Raw genomic sequence first — 24,039 nt, 5'->3', positions numbered from 1 at the left:
CGGCGGCCCGGCACCGCCGGCAACCGGCGGGTGGGTCCGGCACTTCCCGGGTCAGCCGCCGCCGATGGTGGGCAGCGGCTGCATCGTGAACACCGGCAGCGGAGGGAGACTGTTGGAATCCGGCGGGCGGAAGTCGCTTGGCTGCGGAACCGGCTCCCCGGAGGGTTCCGGCGCAGCAGGTGAGGAATCGAGGGGCTGCGGCGTGGGCCCTTGCTGCAGCAGGTGCATCCCGGACAGGCTCAGCGCCCCGCCCACGATCAGGAAACCGGCCGCGCAGCCGGCCAGAAGGCCGCGCTCCCAGCCGGGAATGGTCCGCAGGCCCGCCCGCATCCCGTCCGGCGACGGCTCGTTGGCAAAGAACCTGACGGTTACGCCCAGCAGGACCACCAGGAGCAGCAGCCCGAAGGCCAGCAGCGCGGCGCCGGCATAGACCCACCGGTTCCAGTGCAGGAGTGCCAGAACGGTAAGGAGACAGCCCAGAATCCACAGCAGCGCGGTGGAGTCGGAGCTGTCCGGACGCCGATAGCGTCCGCCGCCGGCGCGCTGTCCGCCGCGTTCCTCACCGGCCAGCAGGAGCTGGCGTCCGACTATGGCCGGAAGGACGGCCGCGGCCGTGCAGGCCAGGGCCCAGCGCAACTGGTCACCGCTGCCCGCAGCACCTGACCAGACGGTTCCGGCCGTCACGGCGAGCATGGCGGCAGCACCCAGGATCAGACCGGCCTTGGCGAGCGGTGTGTCATCCACCTGTTCCTTCAGGTATCCCGCCGGCAGGCGGCTGTCCAGCCGCCGGTAGTGCCGCCGTCCAACCCAGCCGAAGAGCACGGCAAGGGCCACGGCAACCGGGGTGGCGCCGCCGTCGCCCGCTGCCGGAACAAACGGCGCCAGGAAGCAGAAGGCGGCGGCCTGCAGCCAGGGAAGCAGGGTTGGCAGGCGCAGTCCGGCGAATACCTGTCCCCTCAGCAGCCGGTGCGCATCAGCGTCCATGGGATCCTCGGCCAACAGTGAGCGCACCACACCCACTTCATCGCCCACCACCGCCTGCCCGCCGGACAGCTGGGTGCCCAGCTTCAGCAGGGCCCGATGCCCGGGTTCCGCGCCAAGGCCATCTGCAAGGTAAGTGCGGGCGGCGTCGTAGTTGCCCAGTTGTGAACTTGCCCGCGCCGCCAACCAGTAGTAATCACCGGTTTCCCGGTCCAGTTCCAGCGCGGTCCGGGCAGAGCTGAGAGCGGCTTCCCGGCCCTTCTTCCCGTCAGCGTTCCCGTTGAGCAGGATGTGGCCCAGCCAGAAGTGCCCTTCCGCCTCCTCGGGCCTTAACTCCACTGCCTGAGCTGCGCACTCCACGGCGTCCGCCTGCTTGCCCTGGTGGAAAAGGGCCAGCCCCAGATTGATCCGGACGCTGGAATCCTGAGGTGCAAGGGCCAGCGCCTGCCGCCCGGCCTCCTCGGCCTCCGGATACTTCTCGGTGGAGAGGTATCCGTGGCAGAGCAGCGCCCAGATGAACACGCTGTCCCGGTGATGGGGCAGCTGAGCGCGGACCAGCTGCAGCGCCTCCTCCGGGCGGCGGGCGGCGATGAGCGTGTTGAACCGGGCCCGGACCATGTCCGGTGCCAGCCTTCCTGCACTCACAGCATGCCGCGGGAGCGCAGATAGTCCGCCAAATCGTTGTAGCGGCCATGCGCGTTGCTGAATTTCACCACGTTCCGGGAGGACTCCAGCCAGGACAGCGTGGTGGCGCCCACTTCTGCGAAGGCCGACTCGATGTGGTCCATGGTGATGGGACAGATCCGGTTGGCCCGGATGGATTCCGTCATCGCCTTCTCGGCCGCCGTCACGCAGAGATGCTGCAGGTCTGCGCCCGAAAACACGTCGGTGCGCGCCGCAATCTGCTCCAGGTTGATTCCGGCCAGCGGGCGGTCCCGCAGCTGATGCTCAAGGATCTGCAGACGGGCTTCATAGTCCGGCGGAATCACCAGCAGGGTTCGGTCCAGGCGTCCCGGCCGCAGCAGGGCCTCATCCAGGTCCCACGGATGGTTGGTGGCTGCCAGCAGGTACAGGCCGTCATTGTCCCCGGCCATCGAGTCCATTTCGATCAGCAGCTGGTTGACCATCTGCCGGGTCATGACGTGATGTCCCCCGAGGCTGCTGCGCCTCATGCCGATGGCGTCCACTTCGTCCAGGAACAGGACGGTGGGTGTTTTCGCGCGGGCAGAATCGAACACTGCCTTGAGGTTGCGCTCGGTCTCGCCGTGATAGGGGGCCATGATGTCCGTCATGGTGGCGGACATGAACACCGCACCGAGTTCTCCGGCCACCGCGCGGGCCAGGAAGGTCTTGCCGCAGCCAGGGGGCCCGTACAGCAGGAGTCCGCCGCGGAGCGACTTGCCGAAGGCCTTGGCCAATTCGGCGTTTTTCATCGGCTGCAGGAAGGATTCGTCCAGGCGCTTCTTGACCGCCTCCAGGCCGCCGACATCGGCGAAGGTAATCGGAGGCACCTCGGGGTCGAGGGGGGCCACGCCGGGGCCGTCCCCGCCATAAGCCAACTGGGGCTCCTTCACGAACGGCGGCGGAACCTCCGAGCCCACCTCGGTTTCAGCGCGGGTCCAGTCGAAGGCTGCCGCGGCCGGCTCAGCGGAACCCGCAGCCGGTTCGACGGCGCCGGGTTCAACGGCGGCGTCCGGCTGTTCTTCCGGCTCGGGGTCGACGGCGGCGGCCGGCTGATCTTCCGGTTCCGGCTCCGGCTCCGGCTCCGTGCCGGCGTCCGCTCCGCCCGGATCTGCCGCAGGAACGGGAAGCTCCGCGGAAACGCCGGCACCGGACGTCATGGCGGCCGCGGTGCGGTTCAGCAGATCCAGTGCGGCCTGATGGGCCGGGTCCCGCTGCAGCACGGCGTTGGTCTCGCCGATGGCCTCGGAATGACGGCCCGCTCCCAGCAGCATTTCCGCTACATGAAGCCGCAGTGCAGCGTCCTCCGGACTGGATTCAATGGCCCGCCGCAGGCTGGCCAGTACGTCCTCGTTCATTCCCCCGTGGTTCCTTCCCCGATGTACGTGGCACGAACTGCGTGCCACGTACATCCTGCCACGGGGACCGGCGGTCCTTATTCGGAGATCAGGTCCCGCACCACGATCGTCTGGTCGCGGTCCGGACCGACGCCGATGGCCGAGAAGCGCGTGCCGGACATTTTCTCCAGCGCCAGCACGTAGTCGCGGGCGTTCTTGGGCAGGTCGTCCAGGGTCCGGGCTCCGGTGATGTCCTCGGTCCAGCCGTCGAAGTACTCGAAGATCGGCTTCGCGTGGTGGAAGTCGGTCTGCGTCATCGGCATCTCGTCGAACCGGACGCCGTCGACGTCGTACGCCACGCACACCGGAATCTGCTCGATGCCCGTGAGCACGTCCAGCTTCGTCACGAAGTAGTCAGTGAAGCCGTTCACGCGCGAGGCGTGGCGCGCCAGCACGGCGTCGTACCAGCCGCAGCGGCGCGGACGTCCGGTGTTCACACCGAACTCGCCGCCGGTCTTCTGCAGGTACAGGCCCATGTCGTCGAACAGTTCGGTGGGGAACGGTCCGGCACCCACACGGGTGGTGTAGGCCTTGATGATGCCCACCGAGCGGGTGATGCGGGTCGGGCCGATGCCCGAACCCACTGATGCGCCGCCGGCGGTGGGGTTGGAGGACGTCACAAACGGGTAGGTGCCGTGGTCCACGTCCAGGAAGGTGGCCTGGCCGCCCTCCATCAGGACAACCTTGCCCTCATCGAGCGCCCGGTTCAGCTCATAGGTGGAGTCGATGATCATTGGCCGCAGCCGGTCCGCGTAGGACAGGAAGTACTCGACGACCTCTTCGACGTCGACGTCGCGGCGGTTGTAGACCTTGACCAGCAGCTGGTTTTTCTGCCGCAGCGAGCCTTCGACCTTCTGGCGGAGGATCGACTCGTCGAAGATGTCCTGGACGCGGATGCCAAGGCGGGCCACCTTGTCCATGTAGGCCGGACCGATGCCGCGGCCGGTGGTGCCGATGGCACGCTTGCCCAGGAAGCGCTCGGTGACCTTGTCCATGACCTGGTGGAACGGGGCCACCAGGTGGGCGTTGGCGGAGATCCGCAGCTTGGACGTGTCGGCGCCGCGGGCTTCCAGGCCGTCGATTTCCTCAAAGAGGGCTTCGAGGTTCACCACGCAGCCGTTGCCGATCACCGGAATGGCGTTGGGGCTCAGGATGCCGGCGGGCAGAAGCTTGAGTTCGTATTTTTCACCGCCGACGACGACGGTGTGGCCGGCGTTGTTGCCGCCGTTGGGCTTGACGACATAGTCGACACGGCCCCCGAGCAGGTCAGTGGCCTTACCTTTACCTTCGTCGCCCCACTGGGCGCCGACGATGACAATTGCGGGCATGGGATCCTCCCCCATTAGTTACGAAAGGGGAGGAACGCCGACGGCGCGATCCGCTTCCGTGCATGAGAACGCCCCTGAACTCGCAGGCCAGACCGGAAATAACAGAAAGCCGGAGTCAAGCCGGAGTCGCGGGGCTCTTACCTACCAAGTTTAGCCGATTGTATCTCCGGTGCCCTTTCCGCAGCGCCCGAAACGGGTATTCCCTGAACAGATCCCGGCGTAGCGTGGCCGGATGGACCGTTTTCGCGGCTACATCGCCGGTATTGGCACGACCTCCGGCACCCGGCTGGTGGTGGGTCATTGGCTCGAGTCACCCTTCGGCGCGTTCACCGATGTCATGGCGGAGAACGCGGCCGGATCACGGCTTCTGCTGGCGCCGGATCCGGAGGTGGCTGAGTACATCGGGCGTACCTATCATTTCGATGCCGTGGATGTGGTCGACGTCGATGCCCGGCTCTCGGCGGATCGGCTCATGGTCGGTGCGGGGCCGCTGCGGCTGAACATCGTGCTGGGGCCGCGGACACTGCTGGGGCGCCTGCTGGAGATGATTCCCCCGGCCCTGGCCGTGCATCCGCGCTGGCTGGCAGCGATCAACCCCGTGGCCGGCCTGCTGGTGCCGGGCGTCTCCACGGCAGGCTCCGCCGGCGGCGAGCGCCGCGAGTATTACGGGGTGCGCTCCATCCGCTCCGCGGCGGGCGCCTCGGCCATGTGGAACGGGCGGGATTTGGGCGGCCTCTCCCCCATTAATCCTCCGGTGCGCTTCGGATTCAGCTCGGTTCCGCCCAGGCCGCAAATTGTTGCCGTGACTACCAGCATCCTTCCCTGACTACTGTTTCGCCGGACTTTAATTGCGGGCCGCCGGGCCAAAAACCCCGCCTACTCGGGTGACAAAAGTACCCCCTTACTACTCTGTTTCCCGTCATGCATCACTCGGATGCATACTCCTCAGGGAAAGCAGAGGCACCATGAAAAAGCACACTGCAGGTTTGGCTCTGGCGGCAGTCACCGGCTTCTCGGTTCTTTCGGCGACTCCGGCTTTCGCCGTGACCGGCCCATACCAGAACTGCGATGCCGCCGCTGCGGACGGCATTTACAACATTCAGCGCGGTGATTACAGGTACGGAGAGCATCTGGACAGGGGCGGGGTGGACGGCATCGGCTGCGAAGATGACAGCAAACCCCTGACTCCGATTGAAACCGCTCCACCCGTTGATCCCACACCCGAACCTCCAATGCCAGGACAGGTCGGCCGGATGCCCGTAGGCGGCGCGAACACCGGCATCACCCAGGAACCGCAGGGCTCCAATGCCGGCATCTTGGCTCTCGGCGGCGGACTGGTCCTGGCCGCCGCAGCAGGAGGCACATTCATTGTCCGCCGCCGCAGCGCACAGCAGGATTAGGCGTTTCGAATGAACCGGAATGACTAATCCGACAGCCGGCCGCCGCGGGGACCTCCGGGCAGCCGCGGCGGCCGTCCTCCTGCTTCTCACCGGCTGTGGCGGCGCCGCCCAGACAGGCGCCGGGCATCTGGATACCGAGAATACGCCGCCCGCCGGTCCGGTCCTTTCCGCGGAAGCACCCGTGACGGCGCCATCCTCGCCTGCCGTCACCCCTGATACCGCTGCGCCTGCCGACGCCCCCGTCCCAGTTCCGGGAACACCCCAGGTCACGAGTCCGCCCTCCCCGGAACGCCCGGTCCCGGCCATGGCCGAATCAGTGCCGGAATCCCTGAACATTCCGTCCGTCGGCGCCCGCTCATCCCTGATCCGCCTGGACGTGGACAGCAAGGGATCCCTGGAGGTTCCTTCGGGCAGGCCCGGATCACCTGCCGGCTGGTACATCCACTCCCCCACACCCGGAGAGCCCGGGCCAGCCGTCATCCTGGGCCATGTCAACGCCGAGGGCGGAGGCCCGGGAATCTTCGCGGACCTGCGCAAGCTGCAGCCCGGCGATGAAGTTGAGATAATCCGCGAGGACGGCTCAACCGCAGTGTTTTCCGTCCAGCACGGGGAGCAGTATCCCAAGGACGCCTTTCCCAGCGAGAAGGTCTACGGCAATACCGAAGGACCCGAACTGCGGCTCATCACCTGCGACGGCTACGACCCGAAAGCCGGAACCTTCGCCGACAATTACGTCGTCTACGCCCGCCTCGTCCACTGATCGGAGCGAGCACCCGGCAGGGCCATCCGGAGGGACCGCGGTTCCGAAGCATCCCTTGACCCGGAAAATCCGGGCCCGGCGTCCGGCTTCGGCCGGCATTCGAAAGGCTGGCCATGGAACATCAACCGTTGAGCCACGCTCAGGAGAGCCCGCAGGAGTCCGTCTGGGACTATCCGCGCCCGCCGCGGCTGGAACCCACCGCTGAACACGTCCAGGTTTTCCTTGGCGGACGGCTGATCGCCGACACCACCTCCGCCGTGCGGGTGCTGGAAACCAGCCATCCGCCGGTGTACTACATTCCGCTGGAGGATTTTGCCCCGGATTCCCTCGTTCCGGTCGAAGGCGCCACGTTCTGCGAATACAAGGGGAAGGCCGCCTATTTCGACGTCGCGGCGGGATCCACTCGTGCCCGGCGGGCCGCCTGGACCTATCCGGACCCGTCGCCGGGCTACGGACCGCTCGCCAGCCGCGCGGCGGTGTATTCCAGAAAAATGGAGCGCTGCACCGTGGACGGCGAGGACGTCCAGCCGCAGGAGGGGGACTTTTACGGCGGGTGGATCACGGGACGCATCACCGGACCGTTCAAGGGAGCCCCGGGCACCGGCGGCTGGTAAAAGCAGGCAACGAAAACCGGCAGCCCCCAAAGCTGGGGACTGCCGGTTCACGGAACAAAAGAAACTAGGACTCGCGACCCTCGATGGCCACCTTCGCCTGCGGATCCGACTCGTTCAGGAACTTGGTAATGCGCTCCACTTCCTCGCTCTCGCCGATGGCTGCAGCCGCGCGGCCCAGCGCATACAGGGCACGCAGGAAGCCCTGGTTCGGCACGTGCTCCCACGGGATGGGACCGGTGCCGCGCCAGCCGGAGCGGCGCAGGGAATCCAGGCCGCGGTGATAACCAACCCGCGCGTAGGCGTAGGACTCGATGGTGCGGCCTTCTTCGAAGGCCTCATCGGCGAGGATGGCCCACACCTGCGAGGAGGTGGGGTGTTTTGCTGCCAGGTCAACGGCTTCATCTCCGGCCTCGAGGCGCGCGACGACGTCGGACTCCTCCGGCAGGTAGGTGGGCTCGGGGCCGAGCAGGTTCTTGCGGAATTCATCTGACATTAGAGGGACTTGCCTGCCGATCCTAGGGTTTGTGCTGCTTCGAACACGCGCGCGGACATGCCGGCCTCGGCCGACGCGCCCCACACGCGGGGGTCGTACTGCTTCTTGTTGCCGACCTCGCCGTCGACCTTCAGGACGCCGTCGTAGTTGCGGAACATGTGGTCCGCAACCGGGCGGGTGTAGGCGTACTGCGTGTCGGTGTCGATGTTCATCTTCACGACGCCGTAGGAGACCGCGTCGGCGATTTCCTGGGCGGAGGAGCCCGAACCGCCGTGGAAGACGAGATCAAACGGGCGTTCCCGGCCGATGGACTCGCCAACCGCGTCCTGGATGTCCTTGAGGATTTCCGGGCGCAGCTTCACGCCGCCGGGCTTGTACACGCCGTGCACGTTGCCGAAGGTGAGGGCGGTAATGTAGCGGCCCTTGTCGCCGGCGCCCAGCGCCTCAATGGTCTTCGTGCCGTCGGCCACCGTGGTGTACAGCTTGTCGTTGATGGCGTTCTCCACGCCGTCTTCCTCGCCGCCGACGGTGCCGATTTCCACTTCGAGGATCATCTTGGCGGCGTGGGTGCGGGCGAGCAGCTCCTGCGCGATGCGCAGGTTGTCCTCGAGGGTTTCCGCCGAACCGTCCCACATATGGGAGTTGAAGATGGGATCCTCGCCGCGCTTGACCGCTGCTTCGGAGGCGGCCAGCAGGGGCAGCACGAAGTCGTCCAGCTTGTCCTTGGGGCAGTGGTCAGTGTGCAGGGCGATGTTCACGTTGTAGCTCTTGGCCACCTCGCGGGCATACGCGGCAAAGGCGAGGGACCCGGTGACCATGTTCTTGACCTTGGCGCCGGACCAGTAGGCGGCACCTCCGGTGGACACCTGGACGATGCCGTCGGAGCCGGCCTCGGCGAACCCTGCCAGCGCGGCGTTCAGCGTCTGGGACGACGTGACGTTCACTGCCGGATATGCGAAGCCCCCCGCTTTGGCTCGGTCGATCATCTCGGCATAAATCTCAGGGGTTGCAATAGGCATGCTGACTCCTCGTGGAAGTTCGATCTACGGCAGGGCCAGTCGCGTCACACCAGGCCCTCATTGGCTCCTTACATCCTAGCCACAAGAAGCCATCGGGCATCAGGTCATGTCCTTGGATAACTGCGTCCGTGTCCGGACCCGTCCCGCCGCGCGGTTCCGCGGCTCAGTTCACCCGCTGGCCAAAGACGTGGCGGCGCACCCATCCGTGCATGGCGATGGCCGCGGCGGAACCGGCGTTGATGGACCGGGTGGAACCGAACTGGGCAATGGACAGGGTGGCGTCCGCGGCGGCGTGGACCTCCGGGCTCAGGCCGGGGCCCTCCTGCCCGAAGACCAGCACGCAGTTTTCCGGCAACTCGTAGGTTTCCAGCGGCACCGAGTCGGGGAAGTTGTCGATTCCGATGATGTGCAGCCCCTCGCTGCGCGCCCACTCCACGAAGTCCTCCACCGTGGGGTGGTGGCGCACGTGCTGGTAGCGGTCGGTGACCATGGCGCCGCGGCGGTTCCACCGGCGTCGTCCGATGATGTGCACTTCCTTCGCCATGAAGGCGTTGGCGGTGCGCACCACGGTGCCGATGTTGAAATCGTGCTGCCAGTTCTCGATGGCGACATGGAACGGATGGCGCTTCGTGTCCAGGTCCGCGACGATCGCGTCGTGGTTCCAGTACCGGTATTCATCGACGACATTGCGGGTGTCCCCGTTGGCCAGAAGTTCGGGATCCCAATGGTCGCCTTCAGGCAACGGGCCCTCCCACGGGCCCACTCCCACCAGGTGCGTGGGTGCGGTTTCCGGCGCGGTCCCGGTCTCGGGTGCGGCTGTTTTCTCGGGGTGGTCCGGCAATTGTTCAACGCTCTCTATCACCCTTCAAGCGTAAGGTGAAAGACTGGGCCGCAGGATCGCGGGGCATCAGCGGCCCCGGGGAAACCCGGGCTGAGTGTGAGGGAACGGAACAGCGTGGGCGAAAACGAGAACATTGAATGCTGGCTGACGGACATGGACGGCGTTCTGGTCCATGAAAACCACCCCATTCCGGGAGCCGCCGAGCTCATTGAACGCTGGGTAGCCACGTCCAAGCGGTTCCTGGTCCTGACCAACAACTCGATTTACACCCCGCGGGACCTCGCCGCCCGGCTGCGCGCCTCCGGGCTCGAAGTGCCGGAGGAAAACCTGTGGACCTCCGCGCTGGCCACGGCGGAATTCCTCAAGGAACAGGTCAAGAACACCGGCGCACCCGGACGCTGCTTCGTGGTCGGCGAAGCGGGACTGACGACGGCGCTGCACGAGGCCGGCATGATCCTCACCGACACGGCGCCGGACTACGTGGTCCTCGGCGAGACCCGCACCTACTCCTTCGGCACCATCACCAAGGCGATCCGCCTGATCCTGGACGGCGCCCGCTTCATCGCCACCAACCCCGACGTCACGGGCCCGTCCCAGGAGGGGCCACTGCCGGCCACCGGAGCCATTGCCGCCCTGATCACCGCGGCCACGAACATGAAGCCGTACATCATCGGCAAGCCCAACCCCATGATGTTCCGTTCGGCGATGCGCAAGATCGATGCGCACTCCGAAACGACAGCCATGATCGGCGACCGGATGGACACCGACATCATCGCGGGCATTGAGGCCGGCCTGCATACGGTCCTGGTGCTCAGCGGGATAACGCAGCGCGAGGACATCAATCTCTATCCGTTCCGCCCCACCCAGGTCGTCAATTCGGTCGCCGATCTGATCGCCACCGTCTAGGGCCAGCGGCCTAGAACAGGGACTTCAGCCCGCCGCCCTGTTCCGGCGGGGAGTGCAGCCGCAGCACCTCGCGCACCACCTTCTGGTAGATGCCGGGGTTCCACTGCGGGCTGGCGTGGGCCGGTCCGGCACCCTCGGTCACCAGGGAAGCGGAGACGAGGTTGCGCGGAAACACCGCGGCCCAGGTGTCCTTCGCGCCGAAATAGTTGACCGTTCGGTCCTCCGGGTTGCCGATGAAGGCCAGTGACGTGCTGCCCAGCGCCGAGGCAAACCGCCAGGCATCGAAATGGAAGATGTAGGACGCCTCGGACTGGATCAGGGTGCTCGACGGCGCCAGCGGCGACAGCTGCTCCAGCGTCTGGTCCACCACTGTGTTCCAGGTCCGCTCGTCCTTGTGCAGCACCCGCTCCCCCAGCTCGTAGCCGCCGCGCAGCACGCTGGGAATCCGGTAGCCGGCGTCGTACAGCGCCGCCACGCCCTCGAACATGGCGCGGTCCAGCACGTCCTGCGCGCCGGCCGGGCTGGAGTCCAGAATGATGAGTTCGACGGCGATGCCGCGCTCGAGCAGCCGGGCAGCCACCTGCACGGCAAGCATGCCGCCGAAGCTGTGGCCGTAAAAATAGATGCGCCGCAGCTGGTGGGTACGGATGTGGCGGTACACCGCGGCGACGATATCATCGACGTCCAGTCCCCGGTTGGAGTAGCCGACGCCGGCCAGCTGGCCGCGCGAGGACAGCGCCGGGCGCAGCGAATTGAGGATCCAGACCGTCTCCTCCCAGCTGGTTTTATAGCCGGGAAACAGGAACCAGGAGGCAGTCGGAAAGCGGCGTTCCACGGCCTCGTCGCGCACGCGCAGAATTTCCAGGTCTTCCCGGTGCCGCTGGATCCGGCGGGTGACGAAGAGATCCGCGGCCAGCGTCAGGCCCAGGGCGCTGCCGGCGAGAAAGCGGCGGCGGGAGAAGCGTTTGAGGCTCTCCGCGGACCGCAGGAACTCTGCCGGGTCCGCGCTCCTGCCTGCCCGGTTCGCCGAACCCGGCGCTTCGGGGTCCGGGGCTCCGGGCTCCGCCGCCTGCGCGGCCCTAATCCAGGCCCAGCTCGTCCTTGCCATAGGCATACAGATACGGCACGCCCGCCTCGGCCTCAATGCGCTCCTTCGATCCCGTGTCCCGGTCCACGATCACCGCGACGGCAACCACGTTGCCGCCGGCCCGCCGCACCCCTTCCACAGCGGTCAGCGCCGACCCGCCGGTTGTGGAGGTGTCTTCCAGGACCACAACGTTGCGGCCCGCCACCTCGGGCCCCTCGACCTGCCGGCCCATGCCGTAGGACTTCTGCGCCTTGCGCACCACGAACGCGTCGATGGGCCGGCCGGCACGGGCACCGGCATGCATCACTGCGGTTGCCACCGGGTCTGCGCCCATCGTCAGCCCGCCGGCGCTCTGGAAGGAAATACCTGCGCTGTCGATCAAATCCAGCATCACGTCGCCCACCAGCTGGGACGCCTCGTGATGCAGGGTGACCCGGCGCAGGTCAATGTAGTAGTCGGCCTCGGCGCCGGAGGAGAGCGTCACTTTGCCGCGGACCACGGCCAGTTCGCTGATCAAATCCAGGAGGCGGGCACGGGCAGCGGGGAGGACAGGCGCAGTCATGGCCTCAATCCTAGCCGAGCAGCCCAATGCCCAGCGCTGAAGGAACGGGAGATATAGGGTGGAGCTCATGCGCCAACTACAAGCTGAAATCATTGCGGAAATGGGCGTGCAGCCCGACATCGATGCCGCCGCCGAAATCCGCCGGCGGGTGGACTTCCTGAAGGCCTACGCCGCCGCGTCGCACACCAACGGGTTCGTGCTGGGCATCAGCGGCGGCGTGGACTCCACGCTGGCGGGGCGGCTCGCCCAGCTGGCAGTGGACGAGCTCGCGGCCGAGGGCACCACCGCGCAGTTCATCGCCCTGCGCCTGCCCTACCAGGTCCAGCACGATGAGGCCGATGCGCAGGCCGCCCTGGAATTCATCCGCCCCGCCCTCTCCTGGGTCTACAACGTCGCTCCGGCGGTGGACGGCTATATGGAGGAATACGTGAAGATGAGCGGGGAAGAAATCAGCGATTTCAACAAGGGCAACATCAAGGCACGGGCACGGATGACCGCCCAGTACGCGGTGGCCGGACAGCACAACCTGCTGGTCATCGGCACTGACCACGGTGCGGAGTCGGTGACCGGGTTCTTCACGAAGTACGGCGACGGCGGCGCCGACGTGCTGCCCCTTTTCGGGCTGAACAAGCGCCAGAACCGGAAGCTGCTGGCGGAGCTGGGCGCGCCGGCGGGCCTGATCGGCAAGGCTCCCACGGCCGATCTGCTCGATGACGTGCCCGGCCAGACCGATGAGACGGAACTGGGCATCAGTTACGACACCATCGACGACTATCTCGAAGGCCGGACCGTTTCCGAGGACGCGGCCGAGAAGATCGAGCGCCGGTTCCTGGCCACCCGGCACAAGCGGACCGTGCCCGTCAGCATCCTGGACACGTGGTGGAAGCCCTGAGCATGCCCTGATCCGGCGGCAGATTCGGTAACGTAGCAAGGGTGAAGATTGCTACCTGGAACGTGAACTCCATCCGTGCCCGTGCCGACCGCGTTGAAGCGTGGCTGCGGCGCTCCGACGTCGATGTCCTGGCCATTCAGGAAACCAAGGCCAAGGACGAGAATTTCCCGTGGGAAGTCTTTGAGAACAACGGCTACGAGGTGGCGCACTTCGGCGTGAACCAGTGGAACGGCGTGGCGATTGCCTCCCGGGTGGGGCTTGACGACGTCGAGCGCACCTTCCCGGGCCAGCCGAAGTTCGGCAAGACCGCGGAAACCACCGCTTCGGAGGCCCGCGCGATCGGCGCGACCTGCAACGGCGTGCGGGTGTGGAGCCTGTACGTGCCCAACGGCCGGTCCCTGGACGATCCGCACATGCCCTACAAGCTGGAGTGGCTGAATGTCCTGAAGGACCAAGCCGCCGGCTGGATCAAGGAAAACCCGGACCTGCCGCTGGCCCTGATGGGTGACTGGAACATCGCGCCGGAGGATGATGATGTCTGGGACATCGAGCTGTTCCGCCGCGAGAACCACACGCACGTCAGCGAGCCTGAACGCCAGGCCTTCCGGGCGTTCCTCGACGCCGGCTTTACCGACGTCGCCCGCCCCTACACTCCGGGACCCGGCGTGTACACCTACTGGGATTACACCCAGCTGCGTTTCCCGAAGAAGGAAGGCATGCGCATCGACTTCGTCCTCGGCTCCCCGGCTCTTGCCGCCCGCGTCACCGGCGCTTCCATCGACCGGGAGGAACGCAAGGGCAAGGGTGCCTCCGACCATGCGCCCGTGATGGTGGAGCTGGACTGACCATGAGCGCGCGGCCCCAGCGCTCCCTTTACCGCACGTTCCCCTATGTCTCGCATCTGCGCGTCTACGAGCCGCTGGACGTGTTCGACGACAACCAGCAGCTGGCCATCCTGGAGCAGCGGACGCGCGGCCGGCATGAAACCGAGGTCCTGGACCGCAGCGACGCCATGCGCCGGCTGGTCCGCGCCGTCTCGGATCCGTTTCCGCACGGCTCCACGGACCTGGTGCGGGTGCTGCACTACCCGGGCCATGAAGGAAGCACCCGCCGGCTGTACTGTCCCAACCAGCTGGCCGTCCGGACCTCCCTGGCAGCGGAATCGCTCGGCGAGAGCATCCGCGGGCCGCTGGTGGACGTGCTGGTCCCCGAGGTGGCCCGCGAGGCGCACGCGGCACGGATCGATCCCGACTCCTTCGCGGATTCCCTGGCCCACCTCCACACCCGCAGCGCCACCTGGGGCGTGCCGTTCGGCTGGTTCGTGCTGCTCCACGAAGACGACCACGCCGAAGTCGTGGAGGACGACGGGAAGGTGCAGACCGTGCGCCTGACCGCGCCCGTCGACCAGTGCCTGGACCGCGCCCGGCGGGCCATGGCGGCGCTGGCCCTGGCCGCCCCCGAGCTGGACCTGCTGGATGAGCTGGATGAACTCATCAACTGGCTGGAGATCTTCTCCGAGGACGCGGTCCTGGAACTGGATTACGGCCCGGTGGCGGACCTGGTCTTTCCCGATGACTCGCCCTCGGATGTCCGGCTGGGCATCGAGTCCCTGGCCGAGGGCGACATGACGGGAGCCGCCGCCTCCTACCGGCGGCTGGCCAACCGCTGGATTCCGATCCGCCAGCTGGCCCGCGCCAGCTGACGCCCGCCCCCTCCCGCGCACTCCCCTGCCACACCGCCGCGGTGGGGCGGGGGGAGGGAAGGGTCAGCGGACCCGGTCTTCGCGGTTGAAGCGCAGCTTGCGGCCACCCTCGATGCTGATCAGCACCGGCGCTTCGCGCCCCAGTGCGACGTCGAGGGCCTCCACCAGGCGGGTGGCATCTGCGGCAACCAGGTGCGGTGCCGCCCCCTGCCGGGGCGTGATGCGGATCCGCAGCGCCGACCTGCCCCGCACGTCGTAGGTGCTGACCGCGGCGGCGGCCACGTCGGGGTCTTCCTGCAGCGCCGACCGGAGCGCCTGCTCCGCCACGCCGCCGCTGATCGCGACCCGGCCCGGCGCGCCGTCGTCGTTGTATTCCGACACCAGGGTGCCGGTCCGCCCGCGGCCCTGCGCCGCCGCCCAGAGGATCAGCAGCACGATCAAAAGCACCATGACCAGGGCCAGCAGCACCCAGATCCAACTCTGCGATTGGCCGGGAAGGGCTGTTTCAGCCCCGAATTCCTGCAGCCGGTCCATCGCGTCGGGGGCAAAGGACTGCCAGCGGCGGGCCGCCCCGCCGTCGAGGCTGATCCAGAGCAGTCCGCCGCCGACGCCGATGCCGATCAGCCCCAGCAGCCCCAGCAGGATGCGGTTCAGCGCCCGCGGAGTCCGGTTCACTGTCCGATCACCCCGAGCGTGGAAACCTGCACACGGACGTCGGGCTGCGGGTCGAGTCCGGTCAGCTGCAGTTCCTCCTGCACGGCGCTGCGAACCTCCTCCGCGTTCACGGGAATGCCCGACGTCGGGCGGATCCGCACGTCCACCCGGGTGCGGCCGACGGTGACCAGCACCTGCTCGGCACTGATGCCGGCGGTCAGGCGGGCGCGGCGGGCGAGCGAGGAGGCCAGCACCTCGGCGTCCACGACGACGGCGGCCCGCGGGTTGGGAAGGGCATAGCGGGGGCGGCGGCCCGGCAGGACTGCCTGCAGGAAGAAACCCAGTCCGACCAGCAGGATCAGCAGGCCGCTGAGCCCCAGGACAGTGGTGTCCGTTTCCGCGGGCAGGCCGGACAGCCAGGTGCCGAGCGCTGCCGGGTCGGTCAGCCAGGCGTCCTGGCCCAGGGCCTGCAGCGTTGCTTCAAGCAGGACGTAGAGGCAGAAGAGGAGACCCAGAAACGCGGCAATCATGGAAGCGGAGGTCCGGCTGGCGTGGGTTTCGCGGCGCACGATCCGCCGGGTGAGGGAGTCGTTGTTCAACGGACCCTGCTTCCTTCGTGAAGCTGAACGCCGGTCACGCGGATGTCCACCCGGGACACCAGCGATCCGGTCAGTGCGGTGACCTTGTCCTTCAAGAGCGGCTTCGCGGCGTGCGCGCGGTCCCAGACGGAACCGCCGGCGCGGTCGACAAGGCCGGGGTCCGCGGCAATCCGGTTCAACGCGGGGAGCGAAACCGGCAGGGACAGGGACAGAGCCAGCATTCCCTGGTCATCCGACCAGGTGACACGGATGGCGGCCGGAGGGACGCCGAAGAACTCGGCTGCCGCCGCCTTGGCTGTGGAGGTCAGCGCCTGGGTGCTGATGCGGTTGTGGCCGGCGAGGCCGGAGTTCCGGTCAGCGGCGGGGGCAGCGGCCAAAACTGCGGAGCTCACGAGGATGAACGGCGTCCGGTCAGCGCATCGCGGACGGTGCGGAAATCGACTTTGCCTTCCGCGGCGCGCCCGCACAGGGCACCCACGGCGATGAACAGCGCCATCAGCAGGAAGCCCCAAAAATCAAAAATCAGGGCGGTGAAGGCCAAAACGGCTCCGATCGCCATGCCCGTAACGGTTGGTTTCATTGTCCCTGCCTCATGACGGTGTTCCCTGGTGACATGTTCACTGGCTCCCTCGACCCTATACCGCTTGCTCCCGCCTGGCCCGCTCCGGCTAGGCGGGAGCAGTCCCGGGCCGGGCTTTGTCAGGGCGGCCTTCCGGGGCGCCGGGGATCTGCACGTCGTTCACGTCGACGTTCACTTCGACCACGCGCAGGCCGACCAGGGATTCCACCGCCGAATACACCGCCGCCCGCACGTTGTTTGCGATCCGGGTGAGCGGCATGCCGTACACGGCCACCAGCGTGATGTCGACGGCAACTTCGGTCTCCCCCACTTCCACGTGCACGCCCTGCGTGGCGTTGGAGGCCCCGACTGCATCGCGGACCGCCCCGAGCGCCCGGCCGGAGCCGGTGCCCAGCGAGTACACGCCCTCAACCGTGCGTGCGGCAATGGCGGCAACCTTCGCCACGGCCTGCTCGCCAATGGCGGTCTTGCCGCCGATATCCTCCGGGCGGACGGGCGCCGCGGGCGCCGCGGGCGCCGCGGCGGCTACCCCCGCCGATGCGGGTGCGGGCGCCGGAGCGGGCGCATGCGCCGGCGTCCTGGGGGCGGCCGCCGCGTCGGAGGAACCGCTGGCGGCAGGGGGTTCCTGGGCTGAAGAAAAGGTCTGGTTCGGGGCGTCATCCATGCAGCCCAGCGTATCCTGCGTCCCACTTCTTGGGCAGGCGCGCTTCCCGCCCAGCCGTGCAAGCGCTCCGGTGCTCCAGCCCCGGACCGTGCCCGGACAAAGAAAAACCCCGGACTCGTAAGTCCGGGGTTTTAGCTGGTGGCTCCGACCGGCGTCGATCCGGTGACCTTTCGATTTTCAGTCGAACGCTCTACCAACTGAGCTACAGAGCCGGGCATCATCGCAACCGATGATCACCGAGATCTTCCAAATCGCTTCAGAAAATCTGAGCGACCCTGACGGGACTCGAACCCGCGACCTCCGCCGTGACAGGGCGGCGCGCTAACCAACTGCGCTACAGGGCCTTACTTTTCACGAGTGTAAACTCTACCAGCATTTCACCGGCCCGATTACCACTCATGAGTACCCCCAACGGGATTCGAACCCGTGCCGCCGCCGTGAAAGGGCGGTGTCCTAGGCCGCTAGACGATGGGGGCCTTCAGAACACACAGGAACGCCTTTGAGCGGAAGTTTCCGTTCGTTTGCGCCCCGGTGGACTCATAAAACTATAGGGCCTGTTGGGGAAAACAGCAAAACGGGCGCGGTGGCCCCCGGCGGCGGACCCGCCACTAGAGTGGCTTAGGTGCCCATAGAGATGCTTCCGGAAGACTTCGAGACCGCAGTTGATGATGCCATCGACTCCATCCCCGCAGACCTGGCGGCAGCCATGAACAATGTCGCCATCTTCATCGAGGATGAGTATGTGCCGGGCCCCGGCGAGGATCCGGGAACCGAACTGCTCGGCCTCTACGACGGGACGCCGCTGACGGAACGTGACTCCTGGTGGGACGCAGGGTCGCTGCCGGACCGGATTGTGATCTTCCGCGGGCCGCTGATGCGGATGTGCTCCTCCCGCGACGAGCTGGTCGACGAAATCCGCATCACCGTCATTCACGAAGTGGCGCATCATTTCGGGATCGACGACGCCCGGCTGCACGAACTCGGCTGGGGTTAGCCTTAAGGGCATGGGAGATCATCACGGCCACAGTCACGGACTGCAGGCAGGCACCGCAACGGGACGGCACCGGCGCAAACTGCTGATCGTTTTCCTGATCACCATCAGCGTGGTTCTCATTCAGGTCGCCGGCGCCCTGCTCTCCGGGTCGCTGGCGCTGCTGGCCGATGCCGGCCACATGCTCTCCGACGCCGCCGGAGTTTCCATCGCCCTGCTGGCCGCCTGGATCGCCACCCGCCCGGCAACCAAGCGCCGCACCTACGGCTACCAGCGCGCCGAGGTCCTCGCGGCTCTGGCCAACGCCGTGCTGCTGATCGTCATTGCCACGGTGATCTTTGTCGAAGCCGTCCGCCGCTTCGGGTCAGAACCGGAGGTGCACACCGGCCTCATGCTCGGCGCGGCGGTGGTCGGCGGGCTGGCGAACCTGGCGTCCCTGCTGGTGCTGCACAGCGGCCGGCGGGAGAGCCTGAATGTGCGCGGAGCCTATCTGGAGGTCCTTGGCGACCTGCTGGGCTCGGCCGCCGTCGTAGTCTCGGCGGTCGTCATCATGCTCACCGGCTATCAGCAGGCCGACACCTGGGCCTCGATCCTGATTGCCTTCATGATCCTGCCGCGCGCCTGGGCGCTGCTGAAGGAGGTCATCGACGTCCTGCTGGAGGCGACGCCGCAGGGTGTGGACACCGAGATGATCCGTGAGCACATTGTGCGGGTCGAGGGCATTTCGGACGCCCATGACATCCACATTTGGACCATCACCTCCGGCGTCCCCGTGTTTTCGGCGCATGTGGTGGTCGACGACGACCATCTCACCTCGGAGCGGATGGATCAGCTCCTGGACCGGCTGACCGGTTGCCTGAGCCGGCACTTTGACACCGAGCACTGCACGTTCCAGCTCGAACCGGCCAGCCACGCCGTGCATGAGGGACACCAGCACGCCTGATCCCCGGGCACGCCCCGGGCGGGCGGCGCTGCCGACCGGAGGCTACTCCTCGGGCAGGGACCCGAAGGCCGGGCGATCCGCCAGCCGCGGGTCCTCGTGGTCCGGAACCACCATGACCGGCCCCTTGGCATGGTGCAGCACGCTTTGGCTGGTGGACCCCATGAGCATTCCCGCAAAACCTCCGCGGCCGCGCGTGCCCAAGACAAGGAGCTCCACCGACGCGGTGCGGTCCATCAGGATTTCAGCCGGCGGACCATCGATCAGCTGCACCGACATGGGCAGGCCCGGGAAGTGGCTTTGCAGCCAGGCCCGGCCGGCCTGCAGCTGCTCGGAGACTTCTTCGTGCAGCGCCTCCAGGTCCAGCGGAGCCGGAACCCATGCCAGGGAGCCGCTGAACGGCGGCAAGGCGCACAGGATCTGCAGGGGCAGGCCCCGGTTCACCGCCTGCTCCGCGGCGACGAGGGACGCGGCACGTCCCTGTTCCGACCCGTCGACGCCCACCACCACCACATCCTCGACGGTCTGTTCCGTCGGCGCCCCGGCCGGAGGCCGGACACCGGCTTCCGGCAGCCTGCCGGCAGTGCGCAGCGGCACCACGACGGTGGGGCATTTGGCATGCGCGGGCAGGGCGCTCGAGACCGATCCCAGCAGGCGTCCGACGAAGCCGCCGCGGCCACGCGAGCCGACGACCATGAGGTCCGCTTCCTCGGAGAGTTCAAGGAGGACGGCGGCAGCGTCGCCGGTCTCAACCCGCGGAAATACTTCAATGTCGTACCGGCTGATGCGTTCCAGGGCCTTGTTCAACACCGATTGGGCGCCGTCGCGGATGATCGCGTCGTCCATGGTGGTGTACCCGGCGTCCATGGAGGAGGCCGCGAAAATGGGGACGGTGTAGGCCGTGACCACGTGCAGCGGGCTCCGCCGGCGCTCCGCTTCCTTGGCGGCCCAGACCAGGGCACAGATGCTCTGGTCGGATCCGTCCACGCCGACGACGATGCCGGGCGATCCCTCCAGCCCGCTGTCTTCGCTCCACATTGAACCGCTCACAGTGCCGCACCCCTCTCGGTTTATCCCGGCTGCTGCGCTCCTTCGGAACGCCCGGATAAGTGCTTGTTTCGGTAGCCTACAGTGCCCGCCGCCGGGCCGCGCCTTCTGCCGAAACACACCGGCTGCGGCACTGCGCACGGGCGGCAAAGGCAGATAAGCTTCGGGGCATTGCGACCGAAAGACCGTCCCCGGCACCCCGGGGGACATGCATCTGCGGGACCGGAAGAGGCGCCGTTCCCGCAGCCTGAATCTACGTCAGGGGGTTGCCTCGGTGGGTAAGTCAACGGGAAGCAGAGCCAACGGCAGAAAACCGGACGGCAGGGAACCGAGCAGCGCGAAAAACGGTGGACCGCCGGCGGCTGGCCGCCGGCCCGAGGCGACGGCCGCCGTCGTGGTGGGGTGCGGCCTGCCGGGACTGGCGGTTGCAAGCGAACTGAGCCGGCAAGGCATCCATCCGATTGTCCTGAACGGTCTCCGGCAGGACACCGAATCTCTGCACTGCCCCGTCCCGGACGCCTGGAGCCTGCCGGAGCGGGCAGACCTGCTGCGACTCCTTCGCGGCTACGCGGCGGGACATTCCCTGGACATTCGCCGCGGCACCTCCGCCGAGGAAGTGGGCCTGCTCCGCGGTTCCGCAGCCCCCGCCCAACAGGCGGACGGCATGAAGTGGACGGTCCGAACCCGCGACGGAGTCCTGCTGGCCGATGCCGTGGTCCTCGCCGGCTGCGGGCAGCCGGCCCTGGTGAAACTGGTCCGCACCCTCGGCTTTGCTGCGGGTGCGGAATTGGGGGACGCCCTGCGCAGCGTGGGGCTCTACGTTGTCGGGGCCGGCGAGGCGCTGACCGTTCCCACCCGTGAACTTGTCCGGCAGGCCAAGCGGGCCGGGCAGGAAGTTGCTGCCCGCAATGCAACCCTCGCCGGCGCATCGGTGCTTCGCTACCGCACCGCGTAGAAGACGGCTGCAGGGCCCGCCGCCCCCGGCAGAAAGCGCGCGATAAGATCGACCTGCGAGACTCCCCCACCAAGCTCACCCATTCAGAGGACGCGTCATGCTCAAACAAGGTTCAAAGCTGGACCGGTATTTTGAAATCTCCAAAAGGGGTTCGTCCGTATCCCGCGAAGTCCGGGGTGGTTTGGCCACGTTTTTCGCCATGAGCTACATCGTGGTGCTGAATCCGCTGATCCTCGGCGGTGAAGATGGGGCGGGCAATACTCTGGCCGGTCCGGCTGTCGCAGCCGCCACGGCGCTGGTGGCCGGTGTGCTCACCATCATCATGGGCGCCTGGGGCAAGCACCCGTTCGCCCTCGCCACCGGCCTGGGCGTAAATGCCTTCGTCGCAGCGACAGTGGCTACCAATGAAGGACTCACCTGGCCCGATGTCATGGGATTGGTCCTGCTGTCCGGTGTGACGATGTTCATCCTGGTGCTTACCGGCTTCCGGACGGCCGTCTTCAAAGCCGTTCCCGCAAGCCTCAAGACCGCGATCGTGGTCGGCATCGGCATGTTCATTGCCGTCCTGGGATTTGTGAACGCGGGCTTCGTGCGCCGGGTTCCCGACGCGGCCGGCACCACCGTTCCGGTGGAACTGGGCACCGGCGGCCAGCTGCTGGGCTGGCCCAGCCTGGTCTTTGTGTTCGGCCTGATCCTGACAATCGGCCTGATGGCCCGCAACGTCAAGGGCGCCATCCTGATCGGAATCGTGGCCTCGACGATCTTCGCAGTGATCGTGGAACTGGTGGCCTCTCCGGGGTCCCAGGGTGCCGGCGAGGCCACCGGCTGGTCGCTGGTTACCCCGAGCATGCCGGAATGGGCGGCACCGGACCTTTCCCTGCTGGGCCAGGTCAGCGTCTTCGGCTCCTTCGAAACCCTCGGTGTCGTCGCCGCCTCCCTGCTGGCCTTCGTGATCCTGCTGAGCATCTTCTTTGACGCCATGGGCACCATGGTGGGGCTGGCCACCGAAGCCGGCTCCATCGACAAGGACGGCAACATCCCGAACGTGGACCGCGTGCTCCTGGTGGATGCTGCCGGCGCCATCGCCGGCGGCGCAGCCGGTGTTTCATCCAACCAGATCTTCGTGGAATCCGGTTCCGGCATTGCTGAAGGTGCCCGCACCGGCCTGGCCTCCGTGGTCACCGGCCTGCTCTTCCTCATGGCCATGTTCCTGACCCCGCTGATCTACCTGGTGCCGTTTGAGGCCGTCGCCCCGGCACTGGTGGTTGTCGGGTACCTCATGGTCTCGCAGGTCGGCAAGATCGACTGGAGCGACATTGGGCTGGCCGTTCCGGCGTTCCTGACGATCGTCCTGATGCCGTTCACCTACTCCATCGCCAACGGCCTCGGTGCCGGTTTCATTACCTTCGTCCTGATCCGCCTCTTCCAGGGCCGCGGCAAGGAAGTCCACCCGCTGATGTACGTTGTCGCCGCAGCCTTCGTGGTGTTCTTCTCCGTGGGAGCCATTTCCTCGGCTCTCGGAGTCTAACCGGAACCGACAGCAAACGGCCGTCCGAGGTGCGCTATGCACTTCGGGCGGCTTTTTGGTGTGGCACGGGGTCCGTGATTCGCCGGCGGCGATGCTTCCGGGACGTCAGCTCACGCCGGCCGACCGGGCGTCCGTCAGGGGCCGTGTGCCGGCCGCGAAGGCCCTAACCTGCGCGTCGTCCCACAGGTGGGCGGGAACTCCGCCGCCCAGCAGCGTCCGGGGCAGCGAGGGGTGGCCGGCGAAGGGCTGGTCGCTGCCGGCGATGATCATGTTCCCGTAGCGCCGGCCCTTGAGCATGGCCGGGTCAGCGACGATGGCGGTGTGGGCAAAAACTGCGCACACCGCGGCAGCTTCCCGCCGCGCTCCCCGCAAATCCGGGGTGTCGCCGCAGTTCATGATGTACAGCCCTCCGGGCGCGAGCACGCGCGCCGCCTCGGCGGTGAATTCAACGGTGGTCAGGGCGGGCGGGGTCTTGGCGCCGGCAAACACGTCCCGGATCACCAGGTCGCGGCTGTCGTCGTGGAGGGTTTCGGTAACCTCGCGGGCCTCCCCCACCCGCAGCCGCATGAGGGGCGCGCGGGGCAGGTCGAACCAGGCCCGCACCAGTTCAGCGAGGCGGCCGTCCAGTTCTACGACCACCTGCCGCGCGTTCGGGAAGCCGGCGGCAAAGTAGCGGGCCATGGAACAGGCCGCTCCGCCCAGATGCAGGGCGCGCAGTTTTGCGTCGGCGTCCCAGTGAGTATCCACCAGGGCGGCGATCCAGCGCATGTACTCGAAGTCCAGCTGCCGGGGATCGGCGATGTCGATGTGCGAACTGTGCACGCCGTTGACCTTCAGGATCCACCCGTTGGGATTGAACTGGTCGGGCAGGAGTTCGCAGGTTCCGGTGTCGATGGGGAAGGTCCCGGCCACCGGCCCGGCTTCGGGTGAGCCGGCGGTTTCCGCGGCCTCCGCGGTGGCCTTGCCCGGCCGCTGCCGGCCCATCAGGCAACCGTCCGGAGGGGCCGGGAAATCCGGGTCGTGCAGGCGTCCGCTGTCCGGCTGATGGTGGGGGTCATGCTTTCAGTTTAAGCGCTGCCTCCAGGCGTTCCACCTTGCCCTCGAGTTCACCGACATGGCCGGGCCGGATGTCCGCCTTGAGGACCAGGGACACCCGGCTGCCGTAGCGGCCCACCGCCTCCGTGGCGCGGCGAACCACTTCCATGACTTCGTCCCACTCGCCCTCCACGGTGGTGAACATGGAATCGGTGCGGTTGGGCAGGCCGGACTCGCGGACAATCCGGACGGCAGCGGCGACGGCGTCGTGCACCGAGGCATCAGCAGCGCCGGGGCCTGCGGGAGTATCCGGACCGACGCCGGACGGGGCTACAGAGAAGGCAACAAGCATAGTGCCAAGTCTGCCACCGCTGCCCGAGAAC

Annotated in this window: 28 protein-coding genes and 3 tRNA genes; 12 read left to right on the top strand and 19 right to left on the bottom strand. The window is 67.2% G+C overall.

Annotation, left to right across the window (positions count from 1 at the left end; translation table 11 throughout):
- Positions 1-51: 51 nt before the first annotated feature.
- The 3 genes from QNO08_RS00865 to QNO08_RS00855 form a co-directional block, all read right to left on the bottom strand.
- Positions 52-1,626, bottom strand: a complete 1,575-nt coding sequence (locus QNO08_RS00865; RefSeq protein ID WP_229966628.1) for a tetratricopeptide repeat protein — start codon at positions 1,624-1,626, stop codon at positions 52-54.
- Complete coding sequence (locus tag QNO08_RS00860; protein WP_229966627.1) at positions 1,623-3,020, bottom strand: AAA family ATPase; 1,398 nt, start codon at positions 3,018-3,020, stop codon at positions 1,623-1,625. The genes QNO08_RS00865 and QNO08_RS00860 overlap by 4 nt, the downstream gene beginning before the upstream one ends.
- 77 nt (positions 3,021-3,097) lie before the next feature.
- Positions 3,098-4,387 carry an adenylosuccinate synthase gene (locus tag QNO08_RS00855; RefSeq protein ID WP_229966626.1) on the bottom strand — a complete coding sequence of 430 codons (1,290 nt, stop codon included), beginning with the start codon at positions 4,385-4,387 and terminating at the stop codon, positions 3,098-3,100.
- A gap of 232 nt (positions 4,388-4,619) precedes the next feature.
- Here QNO08_RS00855 and QNO08_RS00850 point away from each other — a divergent pair, with 232 nt between their 5' ends.
- The 4 genes from QNO08_RS00850 to QNO08_RS00835 all read left to right on the top strand — a co-directional run bounded on the left by QNO08_RS00850 (position 4,620) and on the right by QNO08_RS00835 (position 7,161).
- A complete protein-coding gene (locus QNO08_RS00850) occupies positions 4,620-5,213 on the top strand; it encodes a hypothetical protein (protein WP_229966625.1) in 594 nt (197 codons plus the stop codon).
- A 139-nt stretch (positions 5,214-5,352) separates the two neighbouring features.
- Entirely contained in the window at positions 5,353-5,787 is a 435-nt protein-coding gene (locus QNO08_RS00845) for an excalibur calcium-binding domain-containing protein (RefSeq protein ID WP_229966624.1), read from the top strand.
- Between the two features lie 19 nt (positions 5,788-5,806).
- Positions 5,807-6,547, top strand: a complete 741-nt coding sequence (locus QNO08_RS00840; RefSeq protein WP_229966623.1) for a class F sortase — start codon at positions 5,807-5,809, stop codon at positions 6,545-6,547.
- A gap of 113 nt (positions 6,548-6,660) precedes the next feature.
- A complete protein-coding gene (locus QNO08_RS00835) occupies positions 6,661-7,161 on the top strand; it encodes a DUF427 domain-containing protein (protein WP_284155628.1) in 501 nt (166 codons plus the stop codon).
- Between the two features lie 64 nt (positions 7,162-7,225).
- Here QNO08_RS00835 and QNO08_RS00830 read toward each other — a convergent pair whose 3' ends face one another.
- From QNO08_RS00830 to QNO08_RS00820, 3 genes are all read right to left on the bottom strand, one after another.
- Positions 7,226-7,654, bottom strand: a complete 429-nt coding sequence (locus QNO08_RS00830) for a DUF3151 domain-containing protein (RefSeq protein ID WP_229966621.1) — start codon at positions 7,652-7,654, stop codon at positions 7,226-7,228.
- On the bottom strand, positions 7,654-8,673 hold the full coding sequence (gene fbaA, locus QNO08_RS00825) for a class II fructose-bisphosphate aldolase (RefSeq protein ID WP_229966620.1): 1,020 nt from the start codon (positions 8,671-8,673) through the stop codon (positions 7,654-7,656). The genes QNO08_RS00830 and fbaA overlap by 1 nt, the downstream gene beginning before the upstream one ends.
- 163 nt (positions 8,674-8,836) lie before the next feature.
- Positions 8,837-9,514: a TrmH family RNA methyltransferase gene (locus QNO08_RS00820; RefSeq protein WP_442860524.1), complete on the bottom strand. Its 678-nt coding sequence runs from the start codon at positions 9,512-9,514 to the stop codon at positions 8,837-8,839.
- Positions 9,515-9,667: 153 nt separating this feature from the next.
- Here QNO08_RS00820 and QNO08_RS00815 point away from each other — a divergent pair, with 153 nt between their 5' ends.
- Entirely contained in the window at positions 9,668-10,420 is a 753-nt protein-coding gene (locus QNO08_RS00815; protein WP_229966694.1) for an HAD-IIA family hydrolase, read from the top strand.
- 10 nt (positions 10,421-10,430) lie between these two features.
- On the opposite strand, the gene QNO08_RS00810 is transcribed toward QNO08_RS00815, so the two are convergent.
- Both QNO08_RS00810 and pyrE read right to left on the bottom strand, forming a co-directional pair.
- A complete protein-coding gene (locus QNO08_RS00810; RefSeq protein ID WP_284155627.1) occupies positions 10,431-11,528 on the bottom strand; it encodes an alpha/beta hydrolase in 1,098 nt (365 codons plus the stop codon).
- On the bottom strand, positions 11,500-12,069 hold the full coding sequence (pyrE, locus tag QNO08_RS00805) for an orotate phosphoribosyltransferase (RefSeq protein ID WP_229966618.1): 570 nt from the start codon (positions 12,067-12,069) through the stop codon (positions 11,500-11,502). The genes QNO08_RS00810 and pyrE overlap by 29 nt, the downstream gene beginning before the upstream one ends.
- 67 nt (positions 12,070-12,136) lie before the next feature.
- Here pyrE and nadE point away from each other — a divergent pair, with 67 nt between their 5' ends.
- Genes nadE through QNO08_RS00790 form a run of 3 tightly spaced genes read left to right on the top strand, consistent with a single transcriptional unit; the run spans position 12,137 to position 14,663 of the window.
- Complete coding sequence (gene nadE / locus QNO08_RS00800) at positions 12,137-12,961, top strand: NAD(+) synthase (RefSeq protein WP_229966617.1); 825 nt, start codon at positions 12,137-12,139, stop codon at positions 12,959-12,961.
- A gap of 41 nt (positions 12,962-13,002) precedes the next feature.
- The gene (locus tag QNO08_RS00795; RefSeq protein WP_229966616.1) at positions 13,003-13,806 is read left to right on the top strand and encodes an exodeoxyribonuclease III; all 804 of its coding nucleotides are present in this window, start codon (positions 13,003-13,005) and stop codon (positions 13,804-13,806) included.
- 2 nt (positions 13,807-13,808) lie between these two features.
- Complete coding sequence (locus QNO08_RS00790) at positions 13,809-14,663, top strand: DUF8083 family protein (protein WP_229966615.1); 855 nt, start codon at positions 13,809-13,811, stop codon at positions 14,661-14,663.
- 63 nt (positions 14,664-14,726) lie between these two features.
- On the opposite strand, the gene QNO08_RS00785 is transcribed toward QNO08_RS00790, so the two are convergent.
- The 8 genes from QNO08_RS00785 to QNO08_RS00750 form a co-directional block, all read right to left on the bottom strand.
- Positions 14,727-15,338: a hypothetical protein gene (locus tag QNO08_RS00785; protein WP_229966614.1), complete on the bottom strand. Its 612-nt coding sequence runs from the start codon at positions 15,336-15,338 to the stop codon at positions 14,727-14,729.
- Positions 15,335-15,916, bottom strand: coding sequence for a DUF6286 domain-containing protein (locus QNO08_RS00780; RefSeq protein ID WP_229966613.1), 582 nt, complete (start codon positions 15,914-15,916; stop codon positions 15,335-15,337). The genes QNO08_RS00785 and QNO08_RS00780 overlap by 4 nt, the downstream gene beginning before the upstream one ends.
- Complete coding sequence (locus QNO08_RS00775) at positions 15,913-16,308, bottom strand: hypothetical protein (protein WP_229966612.1); 396 nt, start codon at positions 16,306-16,308, stop codon at positions 15,913-15,915. Before QNO08_RS00775 ends, QNO08_RS00780 begins: the two co-directional genes overlap by 4 nt.
- Positions 16,305-16,496, bottom strand: coding sequence for a DUF2273 domain-containing protein (locus QNO08_RS00770; protein ID WP_152220571.1), 192 nt, complete (start codon positions 16,494-16,496; stop codon positions 16,305-16,307). Before QNO08_RS00770 ends, QNO08_RS00775 begins: the two co-directional genes overlap by 4 nt.
- A gap of 88 nt (positions 16,497-16,584) precedes the next feature.
- The gene (locus QNO08_RS00765) at positions 16,585-16,974 is read right to left on the bottom strand and encodes an Asp23/Gls24 family envelope stress response protein (protein ID WP_284024585.1); all 390 of its coding nucleotides are present in this window, start codon (positions 16,972-16,974) and stop codon (positions 16,585-16,587) included.
- A 322-nt stretch (positions 16,975-17,296) separates the two neighbouring features.
- Positions 17,297-17,372, bottom strand: a tRNA-Phe gene (locus QNO08_RS00760).
- A gap of 58 nt (positions 17,373-17,430) precedes the next feature.
- Positions 17,431-17,504 (bottom strand) — tRNA-Asp (locus tag QNO08_RS00755).
- Between the two features lie 59 nt (positions 17,505-17,563).
- A tRNA-Glu gene (locus QNO08_RS00750) sits at positions 17,564-17,636 on the bottom strand.
- 158 nt (positions 17,637-17,794) lie between these two features.
- On the opposite strand from QNO08_RS00750, the gene QNO08_RS00745 reads away from it, so the two are divergent.
- Positions 17,795-18,154 carry a metallopeptidase family protein gene (locus tag QNO08_RS00745; protein WP_229966693.1) on the top strand — a complete coding sequence of 120 codons (360 nt, stop codon included), beginning with the start codon at positions 17,795-17,797 and terminating at the stop codon, positions 18,152-18,154.
- A 10-nt stretch (positions 18,155-18,164) separates the two neighbouring features.
- Positions 18,165-19,094 carry a cation diffusion facilitator family transporter gene (locus QNO08_RS00740; protein ID WP_229966610.1) on the top strand — a complete coding sequence of 310 codons (930 nt, stop codon included), beginning with the start codon at positions 18,165-18,167 and terminating at the stop codon, positions 19,092-19,094.
- Positions 19,095-19,136: 42 nt separating this feature from the next.
- Here QNO08_RS00740 and QNO08_RS00735 read toward each other — a convergent pair whose 3' ends face one another.
- Positions 19,137-20,129, bottom strand: coding sequence for a universal stress protein (locus QNO08_RS00735; RefSeq protein WP_229966692.1), 993 nt, complete (start codon positions 20,127-20,129; stop codon positions 19,137-19,139).
- A 283-nt stretch (positions 20,130-20,412) separates the two neighbouring features.
- Here QNO08_RS00735 and QNO08_RS00730 point away from each other — a divergent pair, with 283 nt between their 5' ends.
- Complete coding sequence (locus QNO08_RS00730) at positions 20,413-21,093, top strand: NAD(P)/FAD-dependent oxidoreductase (protein ID WP_229966609.1); 681 nt, start codon at positions 20,413-20,415, stop codon at positions 21,091-21,093.
- A 97-nt stretch (positions 21,094-21,190) separates the two neighbouring features.
- Positions 21,191-22,621 carry an NCS2 family permease gene (locus QNO08_RS00725; protein ID WP_229966608.1) on the top strand — a complete coding sequence of 477 codons (1,431 nt, stop codon included), beginning with the start codon at positions 21,191-21,193 and terminating at the stop codon, positions 22,619-22,621.
- Positions 22,622-22,726: 105 nt separating this feature from the next.
- Here QNO08_RS00725 and QNO08_RS00720 read toward each other — a convergent pair whose 3' ends face one another.
- Positions 22,727-23,605, bottom strand: coding sequence for a spermidine synthase (locus QNO08_RS00720; protein WP_229966607.1), 879 nt, complete (start codon positions 23,603-23,605; stop codon positions 22,727-22,729).
- A 70-nt stretch (positions 23,606-23,675) separates the two neighbouring features.
- Positions 23,676-24,008 (bottom strand): thiamine-binding protein, encoded by a 333-nt coding sequence (locus QNO08_RS00715; RefSeq protein ID WP_229966606.1) that lies wholly within the window; start codon positions 24,006-24,008, stop codon positions 23,676-23,678.
- Between the last annotated feature and the right edge of the window lie 31 nt (positions 24,009-24,039).

The organism is Arthrobacter sp. zg-Y820 (assembly GCF_030142155.1).
Taxonomy (GTDB): domain Bacteria; phylum Actinomycetota; class Actinomycetes; order Actinomycetales; family Micrococcaceae; genus Arthrobacter_B.
Note: the sequence above shows the minus strand (reverse complement) of the source record. Positions and strands in the feature narration are given on the sequence as shown.

Excerpts from the sequence above, each read along its gene's own strand:
- QNO08_RS00860 (WP_229966627.1), bottom strand. The coding sequence starts at position 3,020 with ATGAACGAGGACGTACTGGCCAGCCTGCGGCGGGCCATTGAATCCAGT.
- QNO08_RS00790 (WP_229966615.1), top strand. The coding sequence starts at position 13,809 with ATGAGCGCGCGGCCCCAGCGCTCCCTTTACCGCACGTTCCCCTATGTC.
- QNO08_RS00770 (WP_152220571.1), bottom strand. The coding sequence starts at position 16,496 with ATGAAACCAACCGTTACGGGCATGGCGATCGGAGCCGTTTTGGCCTTC.
- pyrE (WP_229966618.1), bottom strand. The coding sequence starts at position 12,069 with ATGACTGCGCCTGTCCTCCCCGCTGCCCGTGCCCGCCTCCTGGATTTG.
- QNO08_RS00855 (WP_229966626.1), bottom strand. The coding sequence starts at position 4,387 with ATGCCCGCAATTGTCATCGTCGGCGCCCAGTGGGGCGACGAAGGTAAA.
- QNO08_RS00835 (WP_284155628.1), top strand. The coding sequence starts at position 6,661 with ATGGAACATCAACCGTTGAGCCACGCTCAGGAGAGCCCGCAGGAGTCC.
- QNO08_RS00720 (WP_229966607.1), bottom strand. The coding sequence starts at position 23,605 with ATGGGCCGGCAGCGGCCGGGCAAGGCCACCGCGGAGGCCGCGGAAACC.
- QNO08_RS00850 (WP_229966625.1), top strand. The coding sequence starts at position 4,620 with ATGGACCGTTTTCGCGGCTACATCGCCGGTATTGGCACGACCTCCGGC.
- QNO08_RS00745 (WP_229966693.1), top strand. The coding sequence starts at position 17,795 with ATGCTTCCGGAAGACTTCGAGACCGCAGTTGATGATGCCATCGACTCC.
- QNO08_RS00715 (WP_229966606.1), bottom strand. The coding sequence starts at position 24,008 with ATGCTTGTTGCCTTCTCTGTAGCCCCGTCCGGCGTCGGTCCGGATACT.
- QNO08_RS00810 (WP_284155627.1), bottom strand. The coding sequence starts at position 11,528 with ATGGCAAGGACGAGCTGGGCCTGGATTAGGGCCGCGCAGGCGGCGGAG.
- QNO08_RS00740 (WP_229966610.1), top strand. The coding sequence starts at position 18,165 with ATGGGAGATCATCACGGCCACAGTCACGGACTGCAGGCAGGCACCGCA.
- QNO08_RS00845 (WP_229966624.1), top strand. The coding sequence starts at position 5,353 with ATGAAAAAGCACACTGCAGGTTTGGCTCTGGCGGCAGTCACCGGCTTC.
- QNO08_RS00840 (WP_229966623.1), top strand. The coding sequence starts at position 5,807 with ATGACTAATCCGACAGCCGGCCGCCGCGGGGACCTCCGGGCAGCCGCG.
- QNO08_RS00735 (WP_229966692.1), bottom strand. The coding sequence starts at position 20,129 with ATGTGGAGCGAAGACAGCGGGCTGGAGGGATCGCCCGGCATCGTCGTC.
- QNO08_RS00815 (WP_229966694.1), top strand. The coding sequence starts at position 9,668 with ATGGACGGCGTTCTGGTCCATGAAAACCACCCCATTCCGGGAGCCGCC.
- QNO08_RS00830 (WP_229966621.1), bottom strand. The coding sequence starts at position 7,654 with ATGTCAGATGAATTCCGCAAGAACCTGCTCGGCCCCGAGCCCACCTAC.
- nadE (WP_229966617.1), top strand. The coding sequence starts at position 12,137 with ATGCGCCAACTACAAGCTGAAATCATTGCGGAAATGGGCGTGCAGCCC.
- fbaA (WP_229966620.1), bottom strand. The coding sequence starts at position 8,673 with ATGCCTATTGCAACCCCTGAGATTTATGCCGAGATGATCGACCGAGCC.
- QNO08_RS00725 (WP_229966608.1), top strand. The coding sequence starts at position 21,191 with ATGCTCAAACAAGGTTCAAAGCTGGACCGGTATTTTGAAATCTCCAAA.